This window comes from Bacteroides sp. AM23-12, assembly GCF_003434395.1.
Taxonomy (GTDB): Bacteria; Bacteroidota; Bacteroidia; order Bacteroidales; family Bacteroidaceae; genus Bacteroides; species Bacteroides thetaiotaomicron.
On sequence record NZ_QTLF01000004.1, the window covers coordinates 103206 to 116174 of the forward strand.

11 protein-coding genes are annotated in these 12969 nt (G+C 40.6%); 2 read left to right on the top strand and 9 right to left on the bottom strand.

All coding sequences use genetic code 11. The annotated features are described in order from the left end of the window. Positions 1–2 precede the first annotated feature (2 nt). The 3 genes from cas3 to cas6 are packed head-to-tail and all read right to left on the bottom strand — an operon-like array spanning position 3 to position 3392. On the bottom strand, positions 3–2156 hold the full coding sequence (gene cas3, locus DW640_RS05705) for a CRISPR-associated helicase Cas3' (RefSeq protein WP_117577561.1): 2154 nt from the start codon (positions 2154–2156) through the stop codon (positions 3–5). Then, positions 2143–2709 carry a hypothetical protein gene (locus DW640_RS05710; protein WP_055269381.1) on the bottom strand — a complete coding sequence of 189 codons (567 nt, stop codon included), beginning with the start codon at positions 2707–2709 and terminating at the stop codon, positions 2143–2145. The genes cas3 and DW640_RS05710 overlap by 14 nt, the downstream gene beginning before the upstream one ends. 11 nt (positions 2710–2720) lie before the next feature. Beyond that, positions 2721–3392, bottom strand: a complete 672-nt coding sequence (gene cas6, locus DW640_RS05715; protein WP_055298169.1) for a CRISPR-associated endoribonuclease Cas6 — start codon at positions 3390–3392, stop codon at positions 2721–2723. Between the two features lie 228 nt (positions 3393–3620). Between cas6 and map the strand changes: the two genes are divergently transcribed. Beyond that, positions 3621–4475 carry a type I methionyl aminopeptidase gene (gene map, locus DW640_RS05720; protein ID WP_008761263.1) on the top strand — a complete coding sequence of 285 codons (855 nt, stop codon included), beginning with the start codon at positions 3621–3623 and terminating at the stop codon, positions 4473–4475. Next, the gene (locus DW640_RS05725) at positions 4475–5704 is read left to right on the top strand and encodes a DNA recombination protein RmuC (protein ID WP_008765517.1); all 1230 of its coding nucleotides are present in this window, start codon (positions 4475–4477) and stop codon (positions 5702–5704) included. Before map ends, DW640_RS05725 begins: the two co-directional genes overlap by 1 nt. Before the next feature lie 136 nt (positions 5705–5840). Here DW640_RS05725 and DW640_RS05730 read toward each other — a convergent pair whose 3' ends face one another. From DW640_RS05730 to DW640_RS05755, 6 genes are all read right to left on the bottom strand, one after another. Next, a complete protein-coding gene (locus DW640_RS05730) occupies positions 5841–7484 on the bottom strand; it encodes a M56 family metallopeptidase (protein WP_117577563.1) in 1644 nt (547 codons plus the stop codon). Positions 7485–7554: 70 nt separating this feature from the next. Then, a complete protein-coding gene (locus DW640_RS05735; RefSeq protein ID WP_032813773.1) occupies positions 7555–7923 on the bottom strand; it encodes a BlaI/MecI/CopY family transcriptional regulator in 369 nt (122 codons plus the stop codon). Positions 7924–8141: 218 nt separating this feature from the next. Then, on the bottom strand, positions 8142–9461 hold the full coding sequence (gene nhaA / locus DW640_RS05740; RefSeq protein WP_011107366.1) for a Na+/H+ antiporter NhaA: 1320 nt from the start codon (positions 9459–9461) through the stop codon (positions 8142–8144). A gap of 45 nt (positions 9462–9506) precedes the next feature. Then, a complete protein-coding gene (locus DW640_RS05745) occupies positions 9507–10685 on the bottom strand; it encodes a hypothetical protein (RefSeq protein WP_048692293.1) in 1179 nt (392 codons plus the stop codon). Positions 10686–10826: 141 nt separating this feature from the next. Next, positions 10827–12608 carry a translation elongation factor 4 gene (gene lepA / locus DW640_RS05750; RefSeq protein ID WP_008765513.1) on the bottom strand — a complete coding sequence of 594 codons (1782 nt, stop codon included), beginning with the start codon at positions 12606–12608 and terminating at the stop codon, positions 10827–10829. Positions 12609–12736: 128 nt separating this feature from the next. Further along, positions 12737–12937, bottom strand: coding sequence for a winged helix-turn-helix domain-containing protein (locus DW640_RS05755; protein ID WP_008761257.1), 201 nt, complete (start codon positions 12935–12937; stop codon positions 12737–12739). Between the last annotated feature and the right edge of the window lie 32 nt (positions 12938–12969).

Sequence of the window (12969 nt, forward strand, 5' to 3'; positions counted from 1 at the left end):
AGCTACCATATTTGATAATTAGTATCATAATTTTCTGCTCCGGTTTTAGCTAAATCCAATCCTCTTTCCGAAGAATATGCAATATCCGGAACGACAAAAGGATGAGAGCCAACATCCAATTGTTTCAATTTTTTCCATCTCAAAGAACTATATCTGACCGGAATTTCCATTAAAATTCGCTCTTCCTTATCAGCCTCTCTATACTTACCACTCTCATCATCTTCCTGTGTAATACATACTACAGAATCGATATCAAGTTTTTCAATCAGTGCAGACTTCGAAAGATGCCAAAGCTCTTTCAACCTCCATTTCCCATCTACAAATACAGCGTCCAAGTCTATGTCAAGCTTCTCTGTTTTAGGATATACCTGATTTATTAATGACTGCAGTTCTGTTTCTCTCAAAAGCTCACCACCATCCGGCAATACCTTAAAGCTATCCCTTAATACTTCAGGATTATAAGGCAAACAGTCAGAATCTTTTTGGGGTAGTGCTATTATGTAAATCGGTTTGTACTTTCCGATGGTTTCAGCGGTGCGTTTCCTGTTTATTCTTCCAAAACGCTGAATTAATGCATCAATAGGAGCAGTTTCTGTTATCATCAAATCAAAACTTATATCCAGACTAACTTCCACGACCTGTGTAGCAACTACAATACAAGCATACGGACTCACGTTGTATTCATTCTTCAATTCTTTTTCAAGACGATTTCTATCGCCCCGTTTGAAGCGGCTATGGATCAGCATCTTTTTTGTTTTAGGATAGAGTTCTTCTATTCGTTCAAAAATGACTTGTGCATTAGCCACCCGATTACATACTATTAAAATTTTCTTCTCCTGTTCCACAGCTTGTTGAAGAACAGGAAGTAAATCAGTAAATGCTTCTGCCTTATATATTTCGTGTCGATTGAACAAAGTCAATACCTCATCTGATAATTGCACATATTGCACTTGCTCTTTTCCTAAAATCTCAAGAATTTCTTTCTCCAAAGCAGAAGGTATTGTGGCAGTTCCTACATGAATCCGGCAACCTACATGATTCAACACTTCAATCATCTTCAAAACAATAGCCTGCATTATATCCGAATAAGTATGAATCTCATCCAGTATAATATCACACCCTTGCAAATCAAATAAAACAGATTCATATCCCCTTATACCAAAAGCAATGGAAGCAAGTTGATGCGGAGTCAGCACTTTTATCGATGCACCAAATTTATCCTGTAGCACTTTTTCTGTAATACGTTCCTCACCAATAAGAAGTTGTGATATAGAATGCAGTAAACGAATATCCTCCACATGATCTCCCAAATCATGCAGGATACGTTCATACATGGCATTGATAGAAGCCTGAAAAGGCAATGTATAAAAGATACGCCCCCGACAACGCTTGATAAGGAAATCTGTTTTCCCTGCCCCTGTAGGTGCTTTCACAAAAGTATGCTTTTTAGTTCCATCCGAATCAATAAGCGATAACGGATACAACTCACCCTTTCTATTATAAAAACTGATATCAGGATCGGCAAACAATGCCGGCACATTCTCTTTAAAGTCTCCGACAGCGGAAGCTATATGATCAGCCCCCATCAGCAAGCCTTTCCATTGAGACCATCCCTTTTGTCTTTTCCTGCAATGATCCAAAGCAAAATAATAAGCTTCACGTGCATCTTCTTCAGTAATCACTGTTTCATGAGTAACTCCCGGAAATTTTAATTCCGCTAGAATTCCGATAGCTTCCGAAACCCATAACGAAAAATCAGATAGATGAAACTGAAGAATATCCTCCTCATATTCATTATCCAAATCTATCATTCCCGTTCTCGAAACATCTTTGTAGATCGATTTGTGATGGGCTACGATCATATCTATCACAGAAGGTCGCAAATCAGGAGACACAAGTTTCAAAAAAAACAAGGAAGCTATTTCGTGCCGGAAAGGTAATTCTAATGGAGACGGTTTACTTCTCAATCTCTTTTGAAACACAACACTAGCTTTACCAATATCGTGCAACAATGCACCCTGAAGAGCAACCTCAGTATCCATTCCGGCATAACGGGCTGCTACAACTGCAAAATCAGCAACAGACTCCAAATGTGATCCCAAAGTAGTAGCTCCGTTTTCTACACTCTTGGCTAAAATATGATTATAATTGTTCATACCTTTCTTTTTGGACAGGATTGCCGACTATTTCAATATACCCCACCATTTCTTCATTTTCTTTGAATCGGTTATATCCGACAAGAAATGAATCTGAATTTGTCTCAAAACGAAGTTCATATCCGTCCAGCCGATCAAATTCCTCTTGAGTCATCTCCTTAATTGAAGCATCCGGTAAAAGCACATCTTCATTTCTACATAAACAAATATGTTGTAGTGCTGCTCTTTCAGCATCATCCGAGTACTCAAAAGCTAGATATAAACTAGGGTAAAGCATTACGCCACGCTTAAGAATAGAACGTTCTTTTATATATTGTTTTCCCTTTTTACTCCAAGCTTTAGCTTGAACTACTTCTTGTTGTACATCGATACCAGCATAGATTAACCTATGCCTTAATATACTTTTCACTTCAAGTTTCTGCCTGATCCCTTCTACTATGGAAGGAGTCAGAAATTGCTGAGAATAAGTTTCACCACCACTTGCATCCCTAACTGCGGTCCAAGGCTTGATAAAGCCAAAAGGACCTGTAAATTTAACTACATAGTATTTCATAACAGATAGTTTTATAACAAAGAACCGAATGAAGAACCTGTTGAATTTCCAAGACCTACTGTCCATGCAAACAGTTTACTTTGCGGACTTCCGTGAATAATAACAGGACACATACTGGCTTTACTCCTGACACCGTGTATAGTCACCATTTTTACCTGCTTTTGGGGATAGTTCAGATCAAATTCGATTTTTAATGTTTCATCCTCAGGCAGTCCTGCCTCTTCCATCTTATGTTTCAAAGTTTCCGTCATTAGCATACCACTGACTTCATCATCATATAGGTAGAACTTATAATTCCGAGTTCCATCTTGAAGCCGTTTAATAAAAATAGGAGAAGCTAGTCTGAAATACTGTGCGTCTTCCGAAAAAATCGGTTGATTGACTATTGTAATATCCCGCACCGCAAGTCCACAAAACATTTCAGGATCAGATAAAATTGTTCTAATCAATATCTTCAGATACCCATCTTCATAAAAGCTAACAAAGAAATCTGCACCATCAGGAAAATTAAAGCCTTGATTTTTAATCATCTCCCCACCCAATAACCAAGAAAAAGAATACAAAGAAATCTTATCATGTATTTCATTATTCCCTAACCATTTATGAATTGTTCCTATTAGCTTTTGTTGATAATCAAAAGGAACTACAGAAGAATTCGAAGTTGTTTGTATGTGTATTCTCATATTCGTTTTATTTTTACGTTGCAAGTAAAAGATTTTATTTTAGAATCCAGTATATTTGTTCCTCTTTTTTTAGATATATGCTCAGAAACATAAAAGGAAAACCAATATCACAAAGTAAAAAATTACGTATGTTATTTATAAAGATAACAAAGTTTTAGAATACAGAAAAGAGCATCTTCCATTTATTCTCGTACCTTTGTAGTACGATTAAAAAAACATCCTATAATAATGAAGAACTTTATCAAGGGATTCCGGTTTACTCCCTCCAATTACCCGGCTGAAGTAGAAGCGAAAATACAGAAATACAGAAAACAAGGTTACAAACTCCCACCGCGCAAAGTACTGCGTACTCCCGAACAACTGGAAGGAATCCGTGAGAGTGCCAAAATCAATACTGCCCTGTTGGATTATATTTCGGAGAATATCCGTGAAGGAATGTCGACTGAAGAAATCGATGTCATGGTATATGACTTCACTACAAAGCACGGTGCCATCCCTGCTCCTCTTAACTACGAAGGATTTCCTAAAAGCGTCTGTACCAGTATCAATGATGTGGTATGCCACGGTATTCCCAGCAAAACAGAAATACTGCAAAGCGGAGATATCATCAATGTAGATGTTTCTACCATTTACAAAGGATATTTCTCCGACGCATCCCGTATGTTTATGATCGGTGACGTAAGTCCCGAAATGCGCAAACTGGTTCAAGTGACTAAAGAGTGTATGGAAATAGGTATAGCCGCCGCACAGCCTTGGAAACAATTAGGAGATGTAGGCGCCGCTATTCAGGAACACGCAGAAAAGAACGGATTCAACGTGGTACGCGATCTTTGCGGGCATGGTGTAGGAATGCAGTTTCATGAAGCACCGGATGTGGAACATTTCGGACGCCGGGGAACAGGAATGATGATCGTTCCGGGCATGACCTTTACCATTGAACCGATGATAAATATGGGTACTTATGAAGTATTTGTTGACGAAGCTGACGGATGGACGGTATGCACGGATGACGGACTGCCTTCTGCCCAATGGGAGAATATGATTCTGATTACTGAAACCGGAAACGAAATTCTGACTTATTGATGGAACTGATTCTACTTATTGTTATTGCCGCATTAGCAGTAATCTCGATTGTACTATCACTGGCAAAAGGAAATAATCATGCGCAAGCGGAACAATTACAGGCAGCCTTGCGCCAGCAAATGCAAGAGAACCGCGAAGAACTAAACCGCAGTATCCGGGAACTTCGCATGGAAATGACCCAAACGCTGAATCAGAATATGCAACAATTGCAAGACGTACTGCATAAGAACATGATGACAAACGGGGAACTGCAACGCCAAAAGTTCGACACAATGGCACGCCAGCAAGAGGTCTTGATAAAATCGACTGAAAAGCGGCTGGATGATATGCGACTGATGGTGGAAGAAAAATTGCAGAAGACATTGAATGAACGCATTGGACAGTCCTTTGAAATCGTCCGCTCACAACTGGAAAATGTACAGAAGGGACTGGGAGAAATGAAATCTCTCGCACAAGACGTCGGTGGACTGAAAAAAGTATTGAGTAACGTAAAAATGCGCGGTACATTCGGTGAAGTTCAGTTAGGAGCATTGCTGGAACAGATGATGAGTCCGGAACAATATGACGCCAATGTGAAAACCAAGAAAAGCGGAACTGAATTTGTGGAATTTGCCATTAAGTTACCGGGTAAGGATGATGCGAACAGCACTGTATACCTGCCTATCGATGCAAAATTCCCGAAAGATGTATATGAGCAATACTACGACGCTTTCGAGGCAGGAGATACTGCATTGATGGAATCATCCGGCAAGCAACTGGAAACAACCATCAAGAAAATGGCGAAAGATATTCACGATAAATATGTAGACCCGCCTTTCACCACAGACTTTGCCATCATGTTCCTGCCTTTTGAAAGCATCTATGCAGAGGTGATCCGAAGAACAAGCTTGGTAGAGACGCTACAAAAAGAATATAAAATTGTAGTAACGGGACCAACTACCCTTGGTGCTATATTGAACAGTCTTCAGATGGGATTCCGCACGCTGGCTATTCAAAAGCGTACCGGAGAAGTGTGGACAGTTTTGGGAGCAGTTAAAACTGAATTCAGCAAATTCGGAGGCCTACTCGAAAAGGTACAGAAGAACCTGCAAAGTGCCGGTGACCAACTGGAAGAAGTGATGGGAAAAAGAACCCGCGCTATTGAACGGAAACTACGTCAAGTAGAACAATTGCCCCATGAGGAAAGTCAGAGAATTCTGCCGATAGCGGATGACGGGGATGATGAATAAAACAAAAATTATAGACCTTTTAAGATGGTGTCGCTATCCGGTTGGGATAGTGTCACCATGTTGATTGGATGGTGTCACTATGCTGATTGGATAGTGTCACTATGCTGGCTATATAGTGACACTATTTATAAACTAATTAGTTATCAGTTGAATAATTAATCTTCAATGCACTACATTCCCTCAGCACCTGCTTGGTATCCGTCACGTATCCCATCTTACACCCTTTCTCTATCTTGAGGCCAATAACCAAACTTTCCGGATCAGCTTGCTTTGCACGTGCAGCAGTGACTTTCTGTTTCAATTCCGTTAAAGTATAATCTTTCATTACTTCCTTCCCTTCCGAAGTGTGAATTGTTACCACAATCCCACTGATTTTCTCCTCCATTGACAGCTCTTTCAATCCATAATTTCTCGTAGCACCTTCCGACAGTAGAACGGGAAACAATCGGTCCAACGCTTCTTCACTTTTATCTGTCAATGTAATAGACAAATCAGCACGAATTTGCTCAAATGCTCCTTTTACTTCTTTGAGTATAGTAGTGAGTGCAGCAATTTCACTTCCGCGATCAACCTGAAAAGAAATAACTTGGTATTCTTTCCTCTTACTTTCTTCCCAGGACTTCGTCAAATTCTTCACAATAGTAGACTTCAACTCATCCACTGAACATACATCATTATCGAACATCACCCTATTTTGTTTATTAACAAAAAGGGAGTGAACCTGTCTTGCTTTAATCTTAGAGGGTGGATACGCTCCATTAACCAGCTTGCTGTATCTCTCTCCCCCTTCTTTGAAAAAAAACATCAAAGATGAATAATCATCCGCTTCTTTCTGCTGAAGTTCAGACTGAATCTGTCGCGGAACTTCTTTCACTTCCGGCTGTGCAAACACATAAAGCGCTCCAGCCATCACAGGCACGGCAAGCAACAGCTTTAATCGTGCCCAACGATTGGTTCTTTCTTTTAACATCATAGTGATACGTTTTTTAAGTTTAGAGTGATTAAAGCCATTAGCCATAGAGTAGAGCCTTGTACCAACAGCTTTTTTCACCAGTAATAATTGATATTTAGTTGCATCGATGCCTGTATTAATTACGCCATTATCGGCTTCAAATTCATGTACTTCCTGCAACTCCCGTTTTAGTAGCCAAACGACAGGATTAAACCAATAAACAAGCAGGAATATCTGCATAAACAATAAGTCCAAAGTATGATGATTTCGTAAATGCATCGTTTCGTGGAGGAGTATTTCTTCGGACTGTTGAGAGTAGTCAGCTGCTGAAATAACAATATATTTACCCCAGCTAAATGAAGCAGTTGGCTGCTGAGGAATCACTAATACATAGTTTCCAAACTGTTTTTTCTCTGACGTACGAATCAACTGAATCAAACGACAAGTGGACAAAGACAACCAGATCAGTGTCACCAAAGCCCCCACTCCATATATAAAAGCTAAAGTCACAGGAATCCAATTCAAAGAGTTTATTTCCGGATTCTTTTCAGATATAAGAATAGGATCTTCCATCTGTTCCGGATTTAGAATGACAGACTCCGTACTTTGCAATATCTCGTGAATGGCATACAACGGACTATGCAAAAAAGTCTCCTCGGTAGTTGTCAGCTCTATAAGTGGAAGCAAAGTACATCCTAACAACCCAACCAACAAAGTGATGCGGTTGAAACGGAAAAAAGTACTCCGGCTCATCAGCAGCTTAAAGAAAATATAAAAGACCACTAAGCAACATCCGGATTTCAGCAGATAGAATAAAAAAGCTCCCATTGTGTTTTCAGATTAAAAGTTGTTTGTCCATAGAATAAAAATCGTATCTGTCCGATAGACCAGAGAGAGATTACTTCTTCTTTTTACTTTGCTCTATATACTCTATCAGCGATTTTAGTTCATCAACAGACATCCCTTCTTCTTCAATAAAAGAAGACACTACATTGATATAGGAATTATTATAATACTGGGAAACCACTTCTTTAAGTGCCGAACTCTTATACTCCTTTTCCGAAACAAGAGCATAATATTGATAAGTATTTCCGTAGGCTTTATACCCCACAAAACCTTTCTCCTCCAGCCCTCGAACAAGGGTAGAAACTGTGTTATAATGCGGTTTTGGTTCATCATAGAATGATAGAAGTTCACGAACAAACATAGGTCCATGTTCCCAAAATATACGCATAATTTCTTCCTCTTTGACGGTCAATCGTTTCATCTGTTTCATAGTCTACATATTTATTGTTCTTCCAATGGCACAAATATAATACTATTTTTCAAACAAACAACTAACACTATTAGTTAATCTACTAAATAAAGCAGTTGTTTAACTAATATTATTAGTAGATATCATTTTCACCTTATATTATATATACAATAAAAAAGGCATATCGCCTGATGAATATCCGATATGCCTGCACGACTGATCTCTAGTTATTATTTCCGCTTTCGGACAGGTAATACTATCCTGAGTACAATGTATCCTAATAATCCGGAAAGAATAGTCCCCGATAGCACTCCGAACTTAGCCTGATTCAACAGAACAGGGTAGTTTGCACCAAAAGAAAGATTGGCAATGAAAAGCGACACCGTAAAACCGATCCCTCCCAACAGAGCTATACCGGAAAGATTCTTCCAAGTCATACCCGGCGGCATTGGAGTAAGTTTTATCTTTATAGCCAACCAGGTAAAGAAATAAATTCCCGCAAATTTACCAAACAGCAACCCTGCTGCCACTGCCATCCCTACACTTCCCACCAACTCACCGCCGCCACTAAAGACAACGCCTGCATTGACAAAGGCAAACAACGGAAGAATCAGATAATTGACAGCTCCATGCAAATTATCCTCCAAAGACTGCAGAGGACTGATAACACGGTCGGAAGCAGATTCGACCTCTTTCAGTTTGGCAATCTGCTCATTAGTCAATACGATACTTCCCGATTCCACCACCGGGAAACCTGCAATTGTATGACGAATATGCTCGATATATTTTCCGACATCTAGACGGGGTTTCGCCGGAATAACAAACGCCAGAATAACTCCCGAAATGGTACTATGAATACCGGATTGCAAAAATAAATACCATATAACGACACCGATCACTAAAAAGAAAATCTTATTGGTAGTCCCACGCTTCCCTATAAAATAAAGTAAAACGTAAAGCAATGCGGCTATCAGAATATACCCATACGACACATGCGAACTATAAAAAAGAGCAATTACAAGGATACCTCCGATATCATCAACTACCGCAAAAGCCGTCAGAAATATCTTCAGGCTCAACGGCACACGGCTTCCCAACAGACTTAATACCCCTAACGAAAAAGCAATATCCGTTGCCATTGGAATGGCCAATCCCTGACTTCCCGCACTGCCCGGAGGACAGATTGACATATAAACAATCACCGGAAACAGCATACCGCCACAGGCAGCAATAAAGGGAAGCGCCGCCTTGCGGAAGGAAGAAAGCTCACCAACCAACAACTCCCGTTTGATCTCCAATCCTACCAGCAAGAAAAAGATGGTCATCAACCCGTCATTGATGAACTCGATCATCCGCAGATTCTCTCCGCCATGCGAAAGCAGATTAAAATTACCGATCTGCAAATGAAGTTCATGCAAAAGGAACTCCTGATAAACCGGAGCAACCGGAGAATTGGCTATGATAGCAGCCGCTATTGCCGCTACAAACAAAAGGATACTCGCCGCAATATTCATTGACGAGAAATTTCGCATTGTACGCAAAATTGTCATAATGAAAGGTGTTTATAGTATTTGATCCGCAATATATGGATTTTTTTAATCATTATAGCTCCTTAAAGCCAAGTTTTTCACCCAAAGGACAAATATTCCTGTCAGAATAAGATTCAACACCAATGTAAGTACGGAAATGACCAGTGCCGGACCGCCGAGATTATAACCCAATGCAATAAATATAATTCCGGCACCTACCTCACCGCGGGTAAACATACCAATGGAAAGTGCCAGTCGCTCACTCAACTTCCGGTCACGATAGAAGAACATCGGACAAAGTTTGCCTATATTCGATAAGAAAGAGACTATGACAACATGGAACAAAATCATTCCCCAGGACATCATCTCCTGCGAACCTGTCACCGAATGCGTTCCTGTATGAGTTTCCGCAAAGTTAACTCCGATAAAATGAGGCATACTCATACCTACCAAGAACATAAACAGGAAGGAGATTCCAGTAGAGACTTTTCGTTCTACAGGAGTATCGTGCTCTTTATGCTTCATGATCATACCCAATACAAATGCCGGCAACAGAACTTCGATATGGATACTTCCTTCTTCTCCATACAGCTCTTTACTGCCGAGATAAAGTATCTGCGTAGCCAGAAATATGATAACGGAATAGAAGAGAATAGCTTTCCAATCCTGCCGCCAGTTATACTTATTCAGTTGTTTCCATCCAATGGACAACAGCATAAATACAATAACCACCACAATAATCAGCTGCCAACGCAAACCAATCATCATGATCTGAAGAGGGATCATCAAAAGAATGGTATCCAGATCATCAAAAATAGCCAGGACCTGAATCTTCTTATATATCCAGCTGGACTTTAACCCGATAGCCGCCAGCATCGTAAACAAGATGCCGGCCGACGTAGGTGCGGCAAAACGACTTAGTAACAGATTCTCTTTCCAAGCCTCCCAACTATTCCAGTAATCAGGCGGAAGAAGCACGAATACATAATAGATAGCAATCATGAACCAAGGCAGGGCAGCTGTAGCCATCGCTATAAGATAATCCTCGGCATAACTTTTCCAGCGGACTTTGTCGAGCACAAACTCCCGACCCACATTAATCATTATAAAACTAAGACATACATAAAGTAGTATATTCGACAGGACCTTAACAGTTCCATATCCTTCTCCCGCTATCATCGGGAGGAATTGTGAAATGACGAGCCCCAACATCAGGAAGCCCGAAAAAGACAGAACTTTTCTCATATTTATAGTTGTTTGTTTCAAAAAAGGTGATTGCCAAGGAAAGCTCTGCAGACAGAAGACAATCACCTGGTGTATTAAAAAACTAACCGCAAGCCGATTTGTTCAGAATAACTCTCTGAAAAATCGCTTGCGGTTCATTTTTTAATCCAGCTTCAGTACGGCGAGGAAGGCTTTCTGCGGCACTTCCACATTACCGATTTGTTTCATTCGTTTTTTACCCTTTTTCTGCTTTTCAAGCAGTTTACGTTTACGGCTTACGTCACCACCATAACACTTCGCAGTTACATCCTTGCGAACTGCCTTAATAGTTTCACGAGCTATAATCTTAGCCCCGATAGCTGCCTGAATAGCGATTTCAAACTGCTGGCGAGGGATTAATTCTTTCAGTTTCTCACACATCCGGCGTCCCATATCATACGCGTTATCGAAGTGAATCAGCGTAGAAAGCGCATCGACCGGTTCACCATTCAACATGATGTCCAGTTTCACCAACTTGGAAGGACGGAAACCATTGGGATGATAGTCGAACGACGCATATCCTTTCGAAATACTCTTCAATCGGTCATAGAAGTCGATCACGATTTCACCCAAAGGCATGTTATAATATATTTCCACACGATTACCGGAAATATACTCTTGTTTCAAGAGTTCTCCACGTTTCCCCAGACAGAGGGTCATAATCGGGCCGATATAATCGGTAGTCGTAATAATAGACGCTTTGATATAAGGTTCTTCAATATGGTCGATCAACGTCGGATCAGGCATACCACCGGGGTTATGCACTTCTTTCATATTGCCTTGTTTATCATATATATTATAAGATACGTTAGGCACGGTAGTAATCACATTCATGTCGAATTCACGATCCAGACGTTCCTGTACAATCTCCATGTGAAGCAATCCGAGGAAACCGCAACGGAAACCGAAGCCCAGTGCCAATGAAGATTCCGGCTGGAAAGTCAGCGAAGCGTCATTCAACTGCAATTTTTCCAAAGAAGCACGCAGATCCTCAAAATCTTCCGCCTCAATCGGATAGACTCCGGCAAAAACCATTGGCTTCACTTCTTCAAAACCCGCAATCGCTTTATCACACGGACGGGCAACATGAGTAATGGTATCTCCCACTTTCACCTCTTTCGAGGTCTTGATACCCGATATAATGTAACCTACATCGCCCGTACGAAGTTCGTTACGTGGAACCAGTTCCATTTTCAGTACACCTACTTCATCGGCATCATACTCTTTTCCGGTATTAAAGAACTTCACTTTATCTCCCTTGCGGATTACTCCATTTTCGATCTTAAAGTAAGCGATAATACCACGGAAGGAGTTGAATACAGAGTCAAAAATCAATGCCTGCAACGGAGCTTCCTCATCACCTTCGGGATGCGGAATGCGTTCGATAACGGCTGCGAGGATTTCCTCCACGCCCATTCCGGTCTTACCGGATGCACGGATAATCTCATCACGCTTGCAGCCCAACAGTTCTACGATTTCGTCCTCTACCTCTTCGGGCATGGCACTTGCCATATCACATTTATTGATAATGGGGATAATTTCGAGATCATGTTCGATAGCCATATACAGATTGGAGATGGTCTGTGCCTGCACTCCCTGCGATGCGTCTACGATAAGCAGCGCACCTTCGCAAGCGGCAATGGAACGGGATACCTCATACGAAAAATCCACGTGCCCCGGAGTGTCAATCAGGTTAAGGATATACTTTTCACCTTTGTAGTTGTACTCCATCTGGATAGCGTGGCTCTTGATGGTGATACCTCTCTCCTTCTCCAAATCCATATCATCAAGCATCTGCCCGTTAGTCACCTGAATAGTGTTGGTAAACTCCAGCAAGCGGTCTGCCAGGGTTGATTTACCGTGGTCAATGTGGGCAATGATGCAGAAATTTCGTATATTCTTCATTCTGAATTCTTATTATTTTGTCTTTTTGGTGTGCAAAGATACGTAAATGGCGGAATATAAAAAAATGCGTTGATAACATTATAATCATGTACCAACGCATTTTTTTATTGCTTAAGTGAGTTACTCGCTTAGATCAATTTGATGAAGAGTTCACCTTCTACTTCTTCAGCAGAAACTTTATCTTCTCTCAATAACCAGCCAAGGCCGAGGAACAAATCTTTGTCAACCAATTTAGTTGCTTTTTTCAGTTGCTTGGCAGTCATTCCTTCTGTTTCATTCAGTGCATTCCAGATATTACCTGCGATTACACCTGCTTTTTCTTTCAACATTTGCTTTTGAAATTATAGTTAGACATGCTTTA